This window comes from Enterococcus sp. LJL128, from assembly GCF_056924295.1.
In genome coordinates this window covers 1-19,558 of record NZ_JBXPBP010000004.1, presented here as the reverse complement: position 1 = coordinate 19,558, position 19,558 = coordinate 1, and the positions used below count along the sequence as shown (strand labels likewise).

The window sequence follows — 19,558 nt, the reverse complement described above, 5'->3', positions numbered from 1 at the left end:
AGTATTGGTTTTCAATAGTATTAGCTGAGAATCAATGAAATAAACGGGCTATAATTAGTTACGGAACTGGTAATATTACTAGAATCAAAATACTAATCAATCATTCAAGGAAATGCTAATAAAAGGATTTCCGATATTGATTAGGGCTGATTCCCAGTTTTGTTTTAAATTGGCGATTGAAATTTGACTGAATAGGTATTTCTAAAATAAAAAACCGCCAACAATTTTTTTGAGTCTTTAGAAAAAGGGACAGCCAACGGATGAAATGAAATCGACTAAAACTCTAAATCATTCGCTTTGTTGTCCTTTTCAAAAAAGAACTTGGAACAAAAACCAGAGATTCTCTGTTTTTTTATTCCAAGTTCTGCACTCTTATTCATTTTTTGTCTCACCAACACAACTTGATGTCGAACGATTAATCCTGTATTCGCTGGTCTTTTTTACTTCAAATAGTCATCTTTAGTAAATTCTGTATGTTCATACTTCCCTTTTTCCCCATAAAACCGGTTATAGCGTTGTTTGAACTTACGGAAAAGATAGGTAACAGTGACTTTTATCAAACAATACAGAGGGATTCCGAAAATAACCCCTACCAGTCCAAGCAGCTCACCCATAACTAACAAAACAAGTAAAATTGTAATAGGATGGATTTTTAATTTGTCCCCCATCACTCTAGGAATAACTAAATCACCGTGAATCAGCTGAATGACAAACCAGACGATAACAAACTTGACAACCATAAAGGTAGAGTCCTGAAAGGCAATGATTAGTCCAGGAACAAAGGCAATAAAAGGACCAATATATGGAATAATACAGAGGATACCAGCGGCTAAAGCCAAAACACTGGAAAACTGCAGGCCAATTAAAAGAAAGGACGGCCAGTACATAACTCCTAAAACGATCGACGCAATAATCTGTCCTTTTAAATAGTCGCCAATTTGAATATTAACAATCTGACTGTATTCATCAAAGTCAGCACGAAAGGCAGGAGGAATCATCCGTTTAATCGAAGCATAAAATTTCTCTTTATCCTTCAATAGGAAGAACGCGATAATTGGTCCGGTAAACATAGTTAGAAAAGTTGCAGAGACGGCAGAAAAGACGCTTCCCAGCCCTTGTGCTCCTTTTTCGATATAATCCCCGGCAACGTTACTTATCTTGCTCCAGAGATTCTCTAAGGACTCTGTAGCTTGACTAAATTCATCAGCAAACGGTGTCTTAGCAATTAATGATTCGGTTGTTTTTTGGAAATCATTCAAAATGGAAGGGAATTGTTCGATTAAGTCCTCTGTCTGCTTCTGAACAATCGGAAAAACCTGTAGTCCGCCTAAAAACAGCAGCAGCAGAATCAAAATATATAAACCGGCAATTGCCCATACTCGGGGAATTTTTTTCTCGAGCAGCCGCACAAGGGGATTTAATAAGTAATAAATGATAACAGAAAAAATACCCGGTGCCAATACTGAAATAAAAATAACCCAAAGCGGTTTAAAAATAAAGGAAACTGTGTGAAATAAAAAGATTGTTATTGCCAGCAAACAAAGTGCTGCCAAAGTAAAAATTAGACTTTTCCCACCTAAAAATCGTATCCAGCGATTTTTTTCTTTGTCCATTTTATCACTCCTACTTTAACTCAATGTTATTTTTATTATAGACTATTGTCGAAAGGCTGTAAAAATTTTACTATGTATTGTAGTTTGTGAAGTGAAAAAACCGCTGATTTCTGATGGAAAACCGTTAGCATTTAAAGACAGGAGAAGCCTTCGAGCAAGTTGCAAAGTATGAATGGCTGAAACAGTGCATCTCATAGATTTAAGCCGTTAAAATCAGCTATTCTTTTTACAGTCAGTTAAAGGTATAGTTAAATCTGGAATAAAAGGAGAAATAATTAAGGAGGAAAAGGTTGTATGAGGTTTAAAAAGGTGATAAAAAGCATCGTGCTGCTGCCGCTGCTTATTTTTCTGGCAACATTTATTTATGGACTGCTGAGTTTTGATGTTTCAGGGATGGATGAAGGACTTCCTTATGGCCTAATTTATTCTTTTGTAATTATGGGATATGTTTATCTAGCCTATCTTTTAGCATTTGTTCTGAATGGGATTGTTGCTGTTGTATTTCTGATAAAATTCAGCAGAAAATCTGTCAGACTGCAGTTTCTGATTAGTGGGTATTTAGCAGCTTTACTCCTGCTGGTAGCTGTCTGGTGAACAGCTAATGACCTCACAGACTGTCTCAGCGGTAATTCCAATTCAGCATCCTTATAAAGGGGGCAGCGACTTAGATGAAAGAGAGCAAAATGTTGAAGAATATTACAAGGTCTTGATTAAGGCGATTGATTTTTCTGCTATGGTAGATGGGTATTACGAAATAATTATCGGTAATAGTCACAGAGGACAGCAGATGTTGGTCAAAAATCATAAAGTAGTCGAGGTTATTGAGTCACAGGGCGGTAGCATGCTGAAAAGACCAGTGGACAATCTTGGCAGTTATACCTCCTCAGAATATATGCAGTGGTAAAAAAGAACCGTGAGTAAATAAGGAGCAGGGTAAAGTGATAGAAGAAGGAATTTCAATGGAAAAACTAGAATATCTAAAGGTTGTTGACTACTACTTGGAAAAGCTACAAAATATGATTCGAGAGAATGAGAGTCAAAAAATTGCAGCAATTATCTATGAGGATGCCTTTGCAGATATTGCCTGGACTCCATATTTTTTGGAGAAAGTCTATTGTTTGATTCAGATTGAGCATCGACAAATGTCGCAAAATCTGATTGATGCGTTTAAAAGTATCTATGGAAAGAAGCTGGAGTTTGCTAATATAGAACCCTTAAGCATCAAGCAAATGATGATGGTATTGAACTTGTTGGAGCGGTATCTGGCTTCAAATGAAGAAGACTATCACCTGTTTTTCTTAAAAAGCAGCGAGCGGGCGGAAAAAAGCCGTAGATGGCTGGAAGCCACGCTATTTAATCACAGTAGAGTAGAACTATTTGAGACGGAGCTATTTCAAACGCTAGATGAATATATGGATTATTTAGATAGCGGTTATAAACAGTTGCTAGAGCTGCTGAAGCGTGATCCAAACATCTCTAAATATAGAGATGATGGTACGATACTGGCTTGGATTTTTAACGTTTTATCCATAGTGAACCATGCAGGCTTTGTTTTAGATCGTTTAGATGCTCAGCGGATTTATGCAGTATTGAAGCTAAATGAAATAAATAAGGATACGCCCTCTACTAAACAAGATTTGCCGCAAATGTTAAAAAAAGCTCAAAAGCGGAGTATTTTGAAGTGGTGGAGGCGGCGAAAAAGAAAACCGCAGCTGTAAAGTGAATAGTTGATGTATAGCTGCTTGAAGACCGAGACAGATGGGTTAGGTATTGTGGGAACCACCCCTGTCCCGCTGCTGCTTATTAGGATGATATTAGTGAAAGAAAAGGTTAGGGAGGAGTTATGTCCGCACTCCTTTTAGCTTTCCTTAATTTTTTGGTAGAAGGTTGGCTTTTTTGAATCTACTGACTTATGATAGAAAATGAGTAGTAATCATAAAATGTAGTGAAAGTGAGGAAGAGCTGTGATTAAAAATATTGTCTTTGATGTAGGAAATGTTCTGGTTTGCTACAAGCCAAAGGAATTCATCCGTAAGTTTACAGATGATACAAGCCATCAGAATCTGCTGCTGAATGCCATTTTTCATTCTCCTGAATGGATAAAATATGATCGGGGTACTATTACGAAAGCAGCATTAAAAGAGGCGGCCTGTCTAAAACTGCCTGCGATATTGCAGACTACTGCTGTGGAAATGATTGAAGACTGGTACAAGGAAATTAAGCCGATTGCTGAAATGGAGCAGGTACTTTTGAAGTTGAAGGAAAAAGGCTATCAGCTATACATTCTTTCTAACACTTCTCTGGCATTTTATCAGTTCAAGGATAAGATACCTGGTCTGGATTATTTTGACGGTATATTCTTATCAGCGGAATGGCATATGATTAAACCGGAGGCTGAAATCTATAAAACCTTCTGCAGCCATTTTCAATTGGTACCGGCTCATTGCTTCTTTATCGACGACATGCCTTTAAATATAGAAGCGGCTATGAATATGGGGATGAATGGGACGGTTTTTAGAGGAAAAGTAGCGGACTTACTTAGTGATTTTAAAGTAGCTGGGATTGATATTTTTAAAGAAAATTAGTTGTAAGATAGCTTTTGTGTATTAAATTATGAGTAGTGGAAATAGGTAAAAAAGATAGCGGTGTCCAAGTGTTTGCATTTGTTGTATACTATATTTGCTTAATTTTAGTATTTATAGAAATCTTATGAGCATTTTTGTGGGTAATAAACACAAAAATTGTCAACAATAGTGTTAAAATAAAGTGCTAAAATAATATGAAAAGAGAACTCAATAAGAAAAATAGAAATTGAAGAAATTAAACGAAAGCAGTGACGTCTAAAATGTTTGTCGGTGTTTTATGAGGAGTGGACATTTAACTATGGGGAAAATTGTGACTAAGTTCAGTAACTTGATTCTGCTTATACTATTGGCTGGGAGCTACTGGATGTGGATAATGGGAATAGTAAACGAGAAAGTCCTGTTTGTATATAGTAATGCAGCATACATCTGTCTAGCCGGTTTGCTACTTATTCTAGTAATTAACTTTAAAGAAATGACAAAGCCGGATTGGCTGCTTTTGGCTTTAGCTATTATTGTCTTTCTATTTTATTTATTGGTGTCTGTTCTTTTCAATATTGATAATCAACCGCTAGTCATCCCAATTATTTGCTTATTTTTACTGGGATTTAAGAAAATAATTTTTGATGCGATTGATTTTACTTTATTAATAGGAATTTCTTTTGTTTCATTAGTAGTTATTCTTTATAAGGTTTATGTGACGGTTAGCACTGGAATACCCAACTGGATTAATTCTAATACAATTGGCGCCGCAATCACTTTTTCAACTATCACAATTGTGATTTTTCTAAAATCATTAAATATAGGCAAGATGAAATATTTCCTACAAATTCCAATTTATGCGAGTAGTTTGCTGGCTATCTGGGCGCTACGGTCTGATACTTCATTTTTAGTTTTAGGGATATTTGGACTGCTGGATAATTTCTTCTCTAAAAAGTTTATTCAAACACTAAAAATAAATGTCTTTGCCGGTATTTTCGCTTTCTTATCACTAATCGCACCGATGTTCTTCTATCTTATTGCCCAATCTAAATCGACAATTCTATTTTCTGGAAGAGAAGCTATCTGGAACGAGTTCTTTCGTGACTGGCTGAGTAAACCTCGCCATATTCTGATAGGGATGGAAACCTTTAAAAGTACAAATTATGTACGGCCACAAGCCGTTCATAATGGATTTCTGTTTATTTTGGGAAATTATGGTTTATTAGGGTATTTGTTGTTGTTTGGTCTGTTTACACTAATTATCTACAAATTCTGGAACCCAAGAATTCTTCATTCGAAAAGAGATATTTCATTTTTATTAGCATTTTTTTGTGTATTTATTCATTCTACTATGGAGCAGACTTTTACATCATATCAATGGATGCCAATTGTTTATCTATTTATTGGATTAACGATTAGTGATCGGCAGACCACAGAAAAGAATGGGCCGCACAGCACAGCTGAAATGAAAAATTCGATAGAGATAGGAACAAGATCCAGCAGGCATCGGCGATAAGTGCAGCCTCTGTTTTCTTTCTAATGTTTCCTTAATTTAGAAGGAAAATATTAGTTCCGTTAAGAAGAGAAAGGCTATCCTAGTGGAGGTGAAGCTTTCTCTTTTTTAATATGTAATTGTAGTAAAAGATAGAACAAACTAGTCTATAAAAAACTGAGTAAGAGCACTATCTAATAAGAAACCTTTAGCTGTCATCGACTAGTCTCGAATGACAACTAAAGGTTTTTTTGCACAATGGACAGGCTTCTTTCCGAAAAGGAGCTGTTGAACGGCCTCTCTGCCAATTTCGGATTGACGAAAATCAATACTCGAAAATCCAGAGAGCCGGCTATAAGGTAAATTACTTTCACCCACTACGACAAAATCGCTCCCATGCTCATAACCGATTTGCTTCGCACCTGCGATGATACCAGCAGCAACCTCGTCTCCATTGGAAAAAATGGCGTCTGGTTTTTCGACAGCTGAAAAGAGTGTTTTGCTTAATTCAAAGCCATCTTCGTATGTTCGAATATGAGGAAAGTAGTTCACCCCTTCAGAGAAAGAACCAAAGTATTTTTTGAAAGTTTCGGCTTTTTTTAACGAACTGACGCTTTCCTGAATGGAACGGTTGACAATAAATCTGACACTTTTTCGTCCTTCAGAAGCAAGATGCCTGAACACTTCTTCATAGGCATACTGACGATCTGGAAATATTGCAGAGACAACAGCTGAGTTGCTTTTTTCAGTTAAAACAACCGGACCAGCAGAGGCGAGCTGGTCGATGGTTTTATCATTACGGGATTGATAAGTAACAATCAGCCCGTCAATAACTTTTTTTTGTAGAAGAGAATAGTAATGGCTTTCTGCATCCTTTTCAAAAAAGGTCGGCAGCAGCAACACCTGATAGCCATATTTCTTTGTTTCTAAAAGGATGCTGCTAATCAGCTCATCATAACAGGAATTGTTGTTGTAAGGAATCAGAATGCCAATTGTATTACTGGTTCCTTTGCTAAGATTAACAGCATTTTTATTCGCAATATAATTTGTCTCTGCAATGATTTGATTGATTCGTTGTCTCGTTTCTGAAGAGACATGGGGGTGTTGATTGAGCACGCGGGATACCGTGGGAACGGATACCTTTGCCATTCGGGTAATATCTCTAATATTGGTCACAGCTAATCATCTCCTCTAGCTCAGTATACTGAAAAATTAAAAAAGCGGCTGTCTTTTTTTGCTTGACGTGGAACGCGTTCCAGCGTGTACACTTGAATTATCATAAAATAGGAGGAACAACAATGGCAGTGAAATTGATTGCAGTAGATATGGATGGTACATTTTTAAATAATCAGAAGGAATATGACCGAAAACGGTTTGCTAAAGCTTTCCAAAAGATGGAGGAAAAAGGCATTCGCTTTGTAGTTGCCAGCGGCAATCAGTATTTTCAATTAAGATCCTTTTTTCCGGAGTACGATGAAAGAATTAGTTTTGTTTCTGAGAATGGAGCAAATATTATTTTAGGGAGAAGCTCTTTTTATCACGGACAGATGGAACCCGGGCTTGTCCAGCAGGTTCTTCAAGTGATTGAAAAGCTGGAGCCTAAGAATTTAATTCTTTGCGGTAAAAACAGTGCATATGTATCAGAAGATATCTCACCGGAAACGTTGGCGCTTTCTAAAATTTATTATCCAGAAATTCAAAAAGTAGCTGATTTTAACGAGATTGAAGATACTCTTTTCAAAATTGCACTGAGCTTTGAGACGGAAGCAGTCACAGAAACATTGGCAGCACTGGAAAAGGTATTAGCAGGGCGGCTGGTTCCGGTTTCCAGCGGACATGGAGATATTGATTTAATTATTCCGGGGATTCACAAAGCGAATGGTATTAAACTGCTGCAAAAGGAGTGGGGGATTGCAGATGAGGAGGTAGCAGCGTTCGGCGACAGCGGTAATGACTATGAAATGATAGTCCATGCTCACCATAGCTTTGCTATGGAAAATGGCAGCCCTGTCATCAGAGAAGCTGCGAAAACGATAATAGGCAATAATAATACAGATACGGTTCTGGCAACGATTGAGAAGCTGATAGACCTAGAATAGTTAAGGAAGAAAAGTAAAAGAGCAAAAGCTTGGGTATTTAAAGAGATTAAAGAGTCGAAAATTATGTTAGAAAAAGTTTCTTTGTTCCCCTTTTATTCGTATATGATTTTTGATATGATAGCGGTCAAGTAGTACTGACAGTAGTTGCTAAAAAATGAAATAGGGGGATAATTATGGAAGCTATCAGAATTATTGAAATCAGTGACCGAAAGATGGTCTCGTCGGGAATCGGCATGTTTGGTGAGGAAAAATTTGAGCATTTTGAGCAATGGTTTTCGACAATACCTCGGGATATTTTTCCGAAAGATTTTCTATTTTGGGACAATACAACTAAGGAAAAAGAAGGATTCCATTGGCTATACATTTATGAAGATGGGCTGAGCGTTCCGGCTGAGTTTGAAATCATCGACTTTACAGGGGGCCTGTATGCTGTCTCAACGGGGATTGACCAGCAAACAGATATGGAAGCAATGACCATGGAAGTAGATAAGTTCTTGGCTGAACATGGATTTCAACGGGATCTGTCAAGATTTCAATTAGGAAACAGCTTTACCGCCCCAGCTGCGAAAGAAATTCTGGGTTATGATCAGATGGATTACTACACACCGATAAAAAAAGCTTAGGAGTCGGAAGTATAGCTGCTAACGATAAATAAAGAAGCGGTGACATTAGCACATCACCCGCCTCTAAAGCTGAATAAACAATATGTTAAAAGCTGACTCTTCGGAATTAAAGCGGATTTTCTCAAAAATATAGAATGAGATGAGAATGAATAGTTAGACCAACGGCCAACTGGAGAAATCTGGTTGGTCGCTTTATGTTGTCGGTCATATTAGATTCAGATGATTTCTTACACAGTTTCTTTTTCAACCTGTGCGCCCAGACTTTTCAAATACTCTTTGTGCCACTTGTTGGAAACCTGCCGCGTTCCCGGCTCAAAAAAGATTTCTTCAGTTCCGGCATCCTTGGCTTTTTTATAGTACCATTTCTTCCAACGGAGAAATGCCAGATTTGCTTCCAATAGTTTGATTTTTGTTTCCAACAGCTCTTCCTGCTCAACAATAAATTCGTAGCGTTCCGGCAGGGTTTCTGCACCTTGTACACACCAATTCATAAATTTTGCAATTTCTTTAACGGGAATAGCCGATTTTTTCAAACACTCAATCACTTCAATATAGCCTAAATCATCTTGGGTAAATATCCGCCGGCCTGATGGGGATTTTTTTACAAAAGGCAGCAGCCCCTCCTTATCGTAATAGCGTAAAGTATCCGTTGAGATACCATATATTTTTGAAATTTCTCCGATAGAATACATTCTATTTCCTCCTTCAGATTTGATTATTTAGCAGTAATAAAAAAAGCTGAATCAGTTCTCTTGACTTGGAGTAAGCTCCAACTTGTATACTAAGTATACTTTAACAAAGAAAGCAGGAATTGACTATGAATAAACCATTAGTTGTCATCACTGGGGCAAGCTCTGGATTTGGATCAGAAATTGCAAAGCTGTTTAATCAGGAAGATTATCCTATGCTGCTGTTAGGCAGACGGAAAGAAAAAATAATGAAGCTGCCGCTAAACTTTGAGAAGGTTATAGTAGATAGTGTAGATGTAACTGATGGAGAAGCCTTCAAAAACAGCATAAAAGAAGCAGAAGCTGTTTATGGACCCACGGATCTTTTAATCAATAATGCAGGTGTTATGCTGTTGGGAAATGTTCAAAATCAAGAGCCAAATGAATGGAAAACCATGATGGATACCAACGTGCTAGGTGTACTAAATGGCATGCAGGCGGTATTAACAAATATGAAAGACCGAAAACACGGAACGATTATCAACATGTCTTCTTTAGCTGGTCGTAAAACCTTTGTGAATCATGCGGCGTATGTAGCATCAAAGTTTGGGGTGCATGGCTTAAGTGAAACAGTTCGGGAAGAGGTTTCCAGCTATAATGTCCGCGTCTCTTTAGTTGCACCAGGAGCTGCCGAGACAGAACTACTGACACATGTGACTGACCAGCAGGCTCTTTCTGATTATGAAGCCTGGAAAGATACAATGGGCGGTGTTACTATGAACCCTGTGCATGTGGCTGAGGCGGTTAAGTTTATCTATGATATGCCTCAGGAAGTCAATATTCGCGAAATCGATATTGCTGCAACACGGCAGGACGGATAGTACAAACCAATCTAAAATCAGTTGATTTATAAATGAAAAGCAGGATAGAACACTCTCTTTGTGTTATTCTGCTTTTTTAATCTGAATACACGTTGAGATAAAATTTGCTTTTTCGAAAAATTAGCTATTGTGTTTCAAATACAGGGTAATATTCTAACTAGTAACCGATAAAAGAACCAAGATGAAACAACTGCTAGTGATGGAAATCCAAAGTAGAAACATTTCTCATACTTAAGCATAATGCGGTGTTAAAAATAAACAAAATGAGAATAGACTAACAACAGACAAAAAAGTTTTTCACTTGAAAGTGCAAGGGTTGGTATAACAAGGATGTAAGCGTTACAATATGGTTGAGTCCGTATTTACGGAGTAACTGCTGCTGAAAGAAGGGAAACCGATGAAGTCCACTGTAGAAGCTGCGCCTTATATGGCTGCTGTTTATGAACGACTAAAACCGCACATTATCCATACACCGCTAATGCCCAGCAATACGATGAATCAAATGATTGACGGAGAAATATTTTTAAAGCTGGAGAATCTTCAACGGACAGGCGCATTTAAATTTCGAGGCGCTTACAATAAGCTGCAGCAGCTTTCAGAGCTTGAAAAGAACAAAGGTGTTATTGCCTGCTCAGCTGGAAATCATGCGCAGGGAGTAGCACTGGCTGCTTCTCTGTTGGGAATAAATGCCCGTATCTATATGCCGATGACAGCACCGCGGACAAAGATTGAAGCAACAAAAGCATATGGCGCGGAAGTAGTATTGGCTGGAGAAACCTTTGATGAAACGAAGCAGCTGACAATCATGGAGGCTGAGCAGTCGGGAGAATTGTTTATTTCACCTTTCGATGACCAAGAGATTATTTATGGTCAGGGTACAATCGGACTTGAAATCTTAGCAGATTTGCCTGACGTAGATACTATTATTGTTCCAATCGGCGGGGGTGGACTCATTGCAGGAATAGCTCTGGCAGTCAAGGAAATACGTCCGGAAATTCAAATTATTGGTGTACAGAGCTATCAGGTGCATGGTATGATTCGATCCATTTGGGGCCACAAGCGAATTCCTAACCGCACGTCTCGAACGCTGGCTGACGGCTGCGATGTTGCCTTAGCAGGTGAGCTTACGTATGAAATAGTCAAGAACCGCATTGATGAAACTGTTTTGGTTGAGGAGCAGGAAATAGCAGAAGCGGTTTTCTTTTTAGCATTAAAAGAAAAGGTAATCGCCGAAGGAGCAGGTGCATTAAGTACAGCCGTTGTTTTAAGCGGGAAGATTGATCATCTATTGAAAGGGAAGAAAACAGCAGTGGTTGTTTCCGGAGGAAACATCGATTTCTCTGTTTTAAAGGAAGTTTTATAAGCATATAAGAAACTATGTCGGAATCAGGTAAGCGATTATTTTTTAGCCGTTTACTGATTGCGGCATAGTTTTTGTTTTAAGAAGAAAAGCAGATTTTTTGTGATTGGACGGTAGAACTGCGGCCTGAGTTGGGTATAATTAAATTCTCTGATTGATTTCAGCGAGTCTTTTGAAACCAAGATATATCAGCCTTACGGCTAAGGATAAGACAAAAATTTCCATTTCAATCAGAAAAAGATACTATTTTATTTAAAGCGCTTTCGCGTTATCTTAAGAGCAGAGGAGGAGAGCGTATGAGGGAAGAAAAAATCATCCGGTATTTATTAGCTGATACAAGACGTCAGTCTGTCGAAAAGCTTGCCAAAATGATTGATGTATCGCCTCGAACGATTTCCACGGATATCAAAAAGATTAATTCAACTGCGGCCAGCTATGGGTTCAAGGTTTCTATGGTAAGAGGTCAAGGGTATGCTTTAGAAATTTCAGATAAACAGCGTTTTGATCAGTACCTCACTGAACTGTCTGACAGCCCGCAGCTAAACTTAGCAGATCCAGAAGTCCGTAAAGTTACCATCACGCTTTTATTATTGTTTGCTGAGGAGTACTTAACTATTGGTCAAATATCGGAAACACTGGCGGTTAGCGGCTCTACTGTAAAAAATGACTTAATTTTTGTCAGGGAGCAGCTTGAAGAACAAGAATTGACGCTTTATGCCAAACCTTATTACGGTTATAAGATTGTCGGCTCGGAAGAGAAGCGGCGGGAGCTAATTATCCGGCTGCTGCGAAACGATATTTCCAAACCACAAACGACTCCTGAATATGCAGCATTTCTGGAACTATTTGATGAGCAAAAGCTTAGAAAGTGTGTGACCGACAGTGTTAAGCAGTTGGGGATAAAAATGAATGATCTGGTATTGGATAATTTGATTCTTCATATCATACTTCTTAGTTTTCGTATTCAGCAGAATAATTTGTTAAAAGAATCGCAGGGAATCTTTAAGAATAAGAGCAGTTACGCAAAGCTAACAGAAAGAATTGCTGAATATTTAGAAACCCATGAAGATATCCGGCTGCCTGAAAATGAAAAAATCTATTTAAGCCGTCAGCTATATGGAAAGATGCTGGCAGTTAATGAGTTTTCTCAATATGATGAACTTCATGGCTATATTGATCAGGCGCTAGCGGAAATAGACCAAAAATATCGGACACATTTCTATCAGGATAAAGAGCTAAAAGAAGCACTGGCTCTTCATGTGGCGCCGCTGCTTCAGCGGTTATATGTTGGGCATCAGCTGGAAAATCCAATCATTGAGGATGTTTATACCCGCTATGCGAATGTATTTACGATTGCTTACGACTTTATCCAGCTAATCAGCAACAATGTAGAGGTAACCATTACAAAAGATGAGATGGGCTATCTGGCTATTTATTTCGCTGCTAGTTTGGAAAAAAAATCTCAGGAAGAAATAAAGCGTTATAAAAGATTAGCTGTAATTTGCGCAACTGGCGGCGGCGCTTCTTATTTATTAAAAACCAAACTGGAGCAAATTTTTGTAAACGCTGAAGTACAAACTTTTTCGATTATTGAAGCTGAAGCAATCGATGAAACCTATGACTTAATTATTTCCACAGTACCGATTGAACTTAAGGTTGATCGAATACCGGTTATTTATACACAGGCATTGCTAACTGAGAAGGAAATAAAAAAAATTCAAAATGACTTGCTTTTGATTCAGGAGGATCAAACCATTGATACAGATTTTGATCAACATTTGCTGGGGTTATTCACAGAAAAGAATTTTACCATTTCCAATGAAAGGGATTATTTGAGATTACTGGAGGAAAGAGCGGATAGATTGGAAGAAAATGGAGAAGCAGACAGTGGATATAGAACGCTGGTATTACGCCGTGAACATTTGGTGGATACGATTTATCATAATGGGATTGCAGGACCTCATCCGATGGAAGCGAAAGCGATTCATGAATGCATTGACGTAATTATTGTACGACCGGCAGCAGCGTTTAAGAATAAGCAGATTCGACTAATATTTCTCATTAATATCGGCAATGGTCATTTGTTTATACACAAAGAAATCAGCAGATTGATGATTCGAATGATTGATGACCAGGCATTTGAAAAAAGACTGGACAGTATTAGAAATTACGAGGACTTTTCTCACTATTTAAGAGAAATGCTTAAGAGAGGATAATGGATTATGACGGAACAGGAAAAAAGTATTTTTCAAATTATTTCAGCTTCTGGAGATAGCCGAGGGGCAGCATTTGAGGCATTGCGCTTGGCAAGAAAGGGCAAGTTTAAGGAAGCCGATGAAAAAATGAAAGAGGCAAAAGAAAAAAGCATTACTGCTCATGAAGAACAAACGGCTCTAATTACAAAAGAAATTAATGGAGAAAAGACAGAAACCACACTGTTAATGGTTCATGCACAGGATCATTTAATGAACAGTCTACTGGCAAGAGATTTGATTGAAGAAATGATTGAAATGTTAAGAGATCAAACGAACGGAGCAGAGTAAAAATTAAAGCAGTAAACTGCTTGGAAATAAGAAAGGAAGAAAAGAATGAAGACACTATTGGTTTGCGCAGGTGGTTTTTCAACCACAATGATGATGGAAGCAATGAAGAAAGTAGTCAAGGAATCAGCAAAGCTGGAGGTAGAGGACTACCCGATGGAAGCGATTGGAGTAGATAAGCTGGACCGCTATATCAATGATTATGATGTTATTTTGGTAGGCCCTCAGCTAAGTCACAAATATGACTACATCAAGGGTGAGGCAGAAAAAATCAATAAGCCGTCTGTTTTACTGACTTCTGATATCTATGGCTCAATGGATGGTGCAACCGTAATGAAGCAGGCAATTTTAGCCTATCGTAAAAATCAGTAAAAATAATAAAAACAATATAAATCCTGTAAAAACTTTTGTGTATGAAAAAAAGATTATTATAAGAAGAAAATCAAGTTGAAAACTAGTTTCTTTATAAGATTTGTATTAGTTGGAGGGGAAAAAAATGGAACAAACGAAAGTCTCGACCTTTGATAAGATTGAGGGATTTATCCGCAAAACATTGGTTCCTGTCGCAAATAAAGTGGATAATAATGCGTATTTAACAGCTATAAAAAAAGGAATGGTCGTTTTGACGCCAGCTCTGCTGCTTGGTTCGATTGCAGCAATATTTCCATCAATTCCGGAGTTTATCAAAGTAACAGCTGTACAAAATTGGTTTGATCAGTATGGGTATATCTTTGGTCTATTATCTAAAGTTTCTTTAGGATTAGTGGGACTATATGCGGTTTTAGCGATTGCTTATTTTCTAAGTGAGCAGTGGAAGCTCTATACGATTGGCTCAATGATTCTCGCAGGAATTGGATTTCTGCTTGTTGCCATGGATGTGGATGAGAATGGAAACATCGTCGCTACCCATCTCGATTCCAAAGGGCTTTTTGCCGGGATTTTTATTGCTATTATTTGTGTGAAGATTTACCAGTTTTTTACAAAGCATAAGCTTGTTATCAAGATGCCGGAGGGTGTACCAGATTTTGTTTCCAGTTCCTTTGAGCTAATTACACCAACTGCCGCAATCGGCGTTTTGTTCATTACAATCCGTGCGATTACAGACTCACTGACTGGCGGTACACTACTGCCTCAAGTGATTATGGAAATGCTGGCACCGGCAATTGGCGGACTTGATTCGCTGTGGGTGATTTATCTGATTTTAGTTTTGCGGCTGGTATTCTGGTTTTTCGGAATTCATTCGGCTGTTCTATCGCCGATTTTATCGCCAATTGCTGTTCAGTATCTATCCGAAAATATTGCTGCCCACGAAGCAGGCCAGCCTTTGACGCATGTGATTACCGGAGGCACCTTATCTGCTTTTGCTAATTTTACTGGCTCAGGTGTAACAATCGGTCTGGTTATTGCTATGTTAGTCAGCCGTTCCCAACGCTACAAAAAAGTTGGTGCTGTGGCATTATTACCTTCGCTTTTTGGGATTAATGAGCCTGTGCTGTTTGGTGTTCCAATTATTTTGAATCCCGTACTGATGATTCCATTTATTTTTGGCGGTGCTTTTGTAGGAATGATTCCAATGATTTGTATGAAATTAGGTTTGTTAAATTATCCGATTTTTGATCCGCCTTATGTACCAGTTTTTATGGAGGGCTTTTTGACTGGATTTGACTGGCGTGCCATTATCATTCAGTTAGTTCAGATTGGACTATCTTTTGCGCTCTACCTGCCATTCTTCAAAGTTCTTGAGCGTCAGGAGCTGGAGCAGGAAAAACAAAAAACAGAGGAACATCGTGTAATCAGTGAAGAAGATGAAGCACTTCTGGCCGATTTAGACTTTTAATAAACGAAAGAAGAGGTTGTGACAAAAGTGTTCAGCTCCGAGAACCAAGGAGGTACTGTTTAACATCAGCTTGTCCCTCACTGTGTTTCACAGCAATAAGAAGAATAATCCGAAAATTGTCAAGAAACACTACGAGGGAACCGAGTGGCTGTTGATTGATACCTACCTGGAGCTTCTCATATTTTTGAGCTTATTCGGCTTATTTCCGAGAAAGCTGCTTTTGCGTCTACGGTTCTCACTCTGTTGCGATCCTCGAAGCATACAAAGACTGGAATACCGTTTATTCGGTTTTAGGGATGTCAAAAGTCTGGGATTTTGTTTATGTCCCAGACTCTTTGATTATTTTCAAGGAGGTTGAAAATGAAACATCGATTAACAGCTGTCAAGGCTACTATGGAAGCTCAAAATATAGATGTACTGCTTATCAGCGACAAAATTAACCGGCGGTATTTGAGTGGTTTCACCGGTTCTAATGGTTTGCTGGCAGTTGGGTTGACTCAAGATTATCTACTGATTGACGGACGCTACACAGAGCAGGCCCAGCAACAGACAAAAGATATCCGTATTATTACGACAACTGAACAAAATAACCAGTGGCAGCATTTAGCAAAAATTGTTGGAGCAGGTACCTTAGGCTTTGAGGGAGGCTCAATCTCTTATCAGATGTTTAGTGCCCTTAGGAAATTAGCAGATGATCAAGGTGGACATTTAATAGAGACGCAGAATCTAATTGAAGAACTGCGGATGTTTAAAAGCGATACAGAAATTACGGCATTAAGAAAAGCTGCGGGGCTGGCTGATCAAACCTTCAGTTATATCATCTCTATCATAAAATCAGGCATGTCAGAACTAGATGCCGCCAATGAAATTGACTACTACAGCAAGCGTATCGGCAGTGAAGGTCCGGCCTTCGAAACGATTGTTGCGTCCGGAATAAGAACGGCTCTGCCCCATGCCCACGCATCTAAAAAGATTATTCAGGAAAACGAACTAATTATGATTGACTTTGGTTGTATATCTGGGGGCTACTATTCGGATATGACACGAACCTTTGCACTTGGTAAAGTGGATGACGGCATAAAAAGGACGTATGATCAGGTGCTTCAGGCGCAAAGACAGGCGATTGAAGCAGTTAAAACAGGCAGAACTCTGGCAGAAATTGATGCTGCTGCCCGCAGTGCATTATCCACTGGCGGATTGGCTGAGTATTTTTCTCATGGACTAGGGCATGGAATCGGCTTATCTTGCCATGAATATCCTGCCGTAAATCAATTAAATCAGCTTACTATTCAGCCGCGAATGAGCTTTACGGTAGAACCAGGTGTATATATTCCTAGTAGTTTTGGCATTCGGATTGAAGACGATATTTTTGTCACTGCAGATGGAGAAGTAGAGCTGTTGACTAAAACAAATAAAGAATGGATGACGATTGAATGAAACTAAAAGAACGTTTACTTCGTTTATCAAATTTAGACGGGATTGCAGGACGTGAAGATAAGGTTGGCGATTACTTAGCACAGACGATTTCCCAACCAGTGCTAAAAGATGATTTTAAAAATCACTATTTTGGCAACCTGAGCACAAGGAAAAAAAGAATTGCTGTGTACAGCCATCTTGATGAGGTTGGCTTCTTCATCCGGGACATTGATTTAGACGGCTTTGTTTATTTTCAGCCAGTTGGCGGCTGGTGGGGGCATGTAATCTTAGGTCAGACTGTCCGAATCACTGCTCGAAAGAACGGACAGACTTATTTAGGGATTGTAGGCACCTTGCCGGAAGGCTCAGTCATGAATGACAAGGTTGTACCAATCGACAAAATGTACATCGATTTGGGTGTTTCTAGTAAAGAAGAAGTGCAGGAGCTTGGTATCCAGATTGGTGATATGATTACTCCTGATACGGCAGCAAGAGAAAGTGTGAACGGTGAGTACGTAATTGGAAAGGCTTTGGACAATCGTGTGGGCTGTAGTGTAATGGCTGGTGTACTGGATTATTTCGCTGATCAAGTGCTGGACTATGTGGAAATTATTGGTGTTGCCACAGCTCAGGAAGAGGCTGGAACAAGAGGGTCGAAAGTTGCGGCTGCTAAGGTTCAAGGAGATATCAATATTATTATCGATGTTGCCAATGGTAAAGACACCCCCAATGCTGCAGCTAGAAAGACACGTATTTTGGGGCAGGGACCAGGTATTTGTCTCTATGATAAAACAGCGCTGGCCAATATGGAACTGGCAGATGCTTTACAGGAAACCGCTGAAAAAGCAGGAATCCCGTATCAATTTGATCAGTTTACCGGCGGCGGAACGGACGCCGGCTCGATTCAGCTGTATAAAGGCAAACCAACAATTGTGTTAAGCGTACCAGTTCGCTATTGTCACTCATGGTATTCAATAGTCAATCTCGGCGATTGTCGACAGGCAATAGAGCTGATTTGCCGATATATTGAAAACACAGATAAAGCAGGAGGAAAAGCAATTGACTGATTTTGATCAAATTGTTTCAAGAATCGGTACGTATTCAACGCAATGGGATTATGTTCAAGATCGTTTTGGTGAAAAAGGTCTACTGCCGTTTTCTATTTCAGATATGGACTTTAAGATTCCTAAAGGGACACAGGAGGTTCTGACAGATGCTGTGAAACGTGGTGTATTTGGTTATACCCGCTGGAATCATTCTGATTTTAAGGGAGCGATTGCTAGTTGGTTTAGCCGGCATTTTCAAACAATAGTTGCAGAAGACTGGATTGTCTACAGCCCAAGTGTGATTTACAGCTTATCGGTATTTTTACAGCTGCTTTCAGAACCAGGTGGAAAGGTTGTCACGCTTACACCTTGCTATGATGCATTTTTTAAAACAGTAGCAGAAAATAAACAAGCCTTAATTTCTGTAAGTTTAAAAAAAGAAACAGGCTTCCAAATTAATTTTGAGGAGCTGGCTGAGGTATTTGAGAAAGAAAGACCAGAAATATTTTTACTGTGCAACCCTCATAATCCTACTGGACGAGCATTTAATCAAGAGGAGTTAACTACGTTGATTGAGCTGTGTAATCAGTATCAGGTGGGAATTATCAGCGATGAGATTCATATGGATATTCGCCGAAAAGGCGTTTTCCATCATCCAATCGTGACGTTTGCGGATAAGCTAAAAGTCCCTGTGGTTTTACTATCTTCTGCTTCTAAAACCTTTAATAGTCCGGGAATGGGCTGCTCTTATGCCATTGTACCAGACAGGACTCTCCGTGAAAGCTTTTTAACTGTGCTTAAAAATAAGGATGGTCTTTCTTCAGTACCCTATCTGGGCATGCTGGCACTGCAGGACTGTTACAATTATCAGCAGAAATGGCTGGCAGAGCTTAACAGCTACCTGGATGACACATTTCTGATGTTGACAGACAGGCTGGCAGAGCATCCCTACATTTCTGCATACATTCCTGAAGCTTCTTATTTAGCTTGGCTAGACCTTAGCCGTTTACCAGTTAGTATGGATGAGCTTCAAAAAATTCTCATCCATCAGGAAAAGGTAGCTATTATGCGGGGCGATACCTATGGGAAGGAAGGCAAAAAATATTTGCGTTTCAATCTTGGTGCTCCTCGTGATAAAATTAGCGATGGTCTTGAGCGTCTGCTTCGGGCAGTTCAAAAAAGCAGTATAAATCATTAAATAGATATGAAAAAGAGGTCGAGACAAAAGGGCACTGACCCCCAAGAATGAGAATATAAAAAAGAGGCACCTCCGTTGAATTTATTTTATATAATAAATTTAGCGGAGGTGCTTTTGATGAAGAAAAAAATGGCGTATTCTCTTGAAGTCAAAGAGAAAGTAATTGAATTGAAAATTGAAGGAAAGACAACAAAAGAGATACTAGAGCTGACAGGGGTTAA

19 protein-coding genes are annotated in these 19,558 nt (G+C 38.9%); 16 read left to right on the top strand and 3 right to left on the bottom strand.

What is annotated here, in order from left to right:
- Positions 1 to 440 precede the first annotated feature (440 nt).
- Complete coding sequence (locus AC1Z3K_RS06645) at positions 441 to 1,613, bottom strand: AI-2E family transporter (RefSeq protein ID WP_461732241.1); 1,173 nt, start codon at positions 1,611 to 1,613, stop codon at positions 441 to 443.
- A gap of 294 nt (positions 1,614 to 1,907) precedes the next feature.
- On the opposite strand from AC1Z3K_RS06645, the gene AC1Z3K_RS06640 reads away from it, so the two are divergent.
- The 5 genes from AC1Z3K_RS06640 to AC1Z3K_RS06620 all read left to right on the top strand — a co-directional run bounded on the left by AC1Z3K_RS06640 (position 1,908) and on the right by AC1Z3K_RS06620 (position 5,693).
- Positions 1,908 to 2,207, top strand: a complete 300-nt coding sequence (locus tag AC1Z3K_RS06640) for a hypothetical protein (RefSeq protein ID WP_461732240.1) — start codon at positions 1,908 to 1,910, stop codon at positions 2,205 to 2,207.
- A 7-nt stretch (positions 2,208 to 2,214) separates the two neighbouring features.
- Positions 2,215 to 2,517 (top strand): hypothetical protein, encoded by a 303-nt coding sequence (locus AC1Z3K_RS06635; RefSeq protein WP_461732239.1) that lies wholly within the window; start codon positions 2,215 to 2,217, stop codon positions 2,515 to 2,517.
- 55 nt (positions 2,518 to 2,572) lie between these two features.
- The gene (locus tag AC1Z3K_RS06630) at positions 2,573 to 3,331 is read left to right on the top strand and encodes a hypothetical protein (RefSeq protein ID WP_461732238.1); all 759 of its coding nucleotides are present in this window, start codon (positions 2,573 to 2,575) and stop codon (positions 3,329 to 3,331) included.
- A 246-nt stretch (positions 3,332 to 3,577) separates the two neighbouring features.
- Positions 3,578 to 4,198 (top strand): HAD family hydrolase, encoded by a 621-nt coding sequence (locus tag AC1Z3K_RS06625; RefSeq protein ID WP_461732237.1) that lies wholly within the window; start codon positions 3,578 to 3,580, stop codon positions 4,196 to 4,198.
- Between the two features lie 277 nt (positions 4,199 to 4,475).
- Positions 4,476 to 5,693, top strand: a complete 1,218-nt coding sequence (locus AC1Z3K_RS06620) for an EpaQ family protein (RefSeq protein WP_461732236.1) — start codon at positions 4,476 to 4,478, stop codon at positions 5,691 to 5,693.
- 198 nt (positions 5,694 to 5,891) lie between these two features.
- Here AC1Z3K_RS06620 and AC1Z3K_RS06615 read toward each other — a convergent pair whose 3' ends face one another.
- A complete protein-coding gene (locus AC1Z3K_RS06615) occupies positions 5,892 to 6,845 on the bottom strand; it encodes a LacI family DNA-binding transcriptional regulator (protein ID WP_461732235.1) in 954 nt (317 codons plus the stop codon).
- Positions 6,846 to 6,967: 122 nt separating this feature from the next.
- Here AC1Z3K_RS06615 and AC1Z3K_RS06610 point away from each other — a divergent pair, with 122 nt between their 5' ends.
- Together AC1Z3K_RS06610 and AC1Z3K_RS06605 are read left to right on the top strand one after the other, a co-directional pair.
- Positions 6,968 to 7,768: a Cof-type HAD-IIB family hydrolase gene (locus tag AC1Z3K_RS06610; RefSeq protein WP_461732234.1), complete on the top strand. Its 801-nt coding sequence runs from the start codon at positions 6,968 to 6,970 to the stop codon at positions 7,766 to 7,768.
- A gap of 173 nt (positions 7,769 to 7,941) precedes the next feature.
- Positions 7,942 to 8,391, top strand: coding sequence for a hypothetical protein (locus AC1Z3K_RS06605; protein ID WP_426083877.1), 450 nt, complete (start codon positions 7,942 to 7,944; stop codon positions 8,389 to 8,391).
- Positions 8,392 to 8,618: 227 nt separating this feature from the next.
- On the opposite strand, the gene AC1Z3K_RS06600 is transcribed toward AC1Z3K_RS06605, so the two are convergent.
- Entirely contained in the window at positions 8,619 to 9,083 is a 465-nt protein-coding gene (locus tag AC1Z3K_RS06600) for a MerR family transcriptional regulator (RefSeq protein WP_426083879.1), read from the bottom strand.
- A 125-nt stretch (positions 9,084 to 9,208) separates the two neighbouring features.
- Here AC1Z3K_RS06600 and AC1Z3K_RS06595 point away from each other — a divergent pair, with 125 nt between their 5' ends.
- The 9 genes from AC1Z3K_RS06595 (at position 9,209) to AC1Z3K_RS06555 (ending at position 19,337) form a co-directional block, all read left to right on the top strand.
- A complete protein-coding gene (locus tag AC1Z3K_RS06595; protein ID WP_461732233.1) occupies positions 9,209 to 9,940 on the top strand; it encodes an SDR family oxidoreductase in 732 nt (243 codons plus the stop codon).
- Positions 9,941 to 10,337: 397 nt separating this feature from the next.
- Positions 10,338 to 11,303 (top strand): threonine ammonia-lyase, encoded by a 966-nt coding sequence (ilvA, locus tag AC1Z3K_RS06590; protein ID WP_461732232.1) that lies wholly within the window; start codon positions 10,338 to 10,340, stop codon positions 11,301 to 11,303.
- A 293-nt stretch (positions 11,304 to 11,596) separates the two neighbouring features.
- Positions 11,597 to 13,516 (top strand): BglG family transcription antiterminator, encoded by a 1,920-nt coding sequence (locus tag AC1Z3K_RS06585; protein ID WP_426083885.1) that lies wholly within the window; start codon positions 11,597 to 11,599, stop codon positions 13,514 to 13,516.
- A 6-nt stretch (positions 13,517 to 13,522) separates the two neighbouring features.
- Positions 13,523 to 13,843, top strand: a complete 321-nt coding sequence (locus tag AC1Z3K_RS06580) for a PTS lactose/cellobiose transporter subunit IIA (RefSeq protein ID WP_426083887.1) — start codon at positions 13,523 to 13,525, stop codon at positions 13,841 to 13,843.
- Positions 13,844 to 13,888: 45 nt separating this feature from the next.
- Complete coding sequence (locus AC1Z3K_RS06575; RefSeq protein WP_461732231.1) at positions 13,889 to 14,212, top strand: PTS sugar transporter subunit IIB; 324 nt, start codon at positions 13,889 to 13,891, stop codon at positions 14,210 to 14,212.
- 124 nt (positions 14,213 to 14,336) lie between these two features.
- Positions 14,337 to 15,677, top strand: coding sequence for a PTS sugar transporter subunit IIC (locus tag AC1Z3K_RS06570; RefSeq protein WP_426083890.1), 1,341 nt, complete (start codon positions 14,337 to 14,339; stop codon positions 15,675 to 15,677).
- Between the two features lie 360 nt (positions 15,678 to 16,037).
- Positions 16,038 to 17,114: a M24 family metallopeptidase gene (locus AC1Z3K_RS06565; protein WP_461732230.1), complete on the top strand. Its 1,077-nt coding sequence runs from the start codon at positions 16,038 to 16,040 to the stop codon at positions 17,112 to 17,114.
- Positions 17,111 to 18,160, top strand: a complete 1,050-nt coding sequence (locus tag AC1Z3K_RS06560) for a M42 family metallopeptidase (protein ID WP_461732229.1) — start codon at positions 17,111 to 17,113, stop codon at positions 18,158 to 18,160. Before AC1Z3K_RS06565 ends, AC1Z3K_RS06560 begins: the two co-directional genes overlap by 4 nt.
- Positions 18,153 to 19,337 (top strand): MalY/PatB family protein, encoded by a 1,185-nt coding sequence (locus AC1Z3K_RS06555; RefSeq protein ID WP_426083896.1) that lies wholly within the window; start codon positions 18,153 to 18,155, stop codon positions 19,335 to 19,337. The genes AC1Z3K_RS06560 and AC1Z3K_RS06555 overlap by 8 nt, the downstream gene beginning before the upstream one ends.
- Positions 19,338 to 19,558 lie beyond the last annotated feature (221 nt).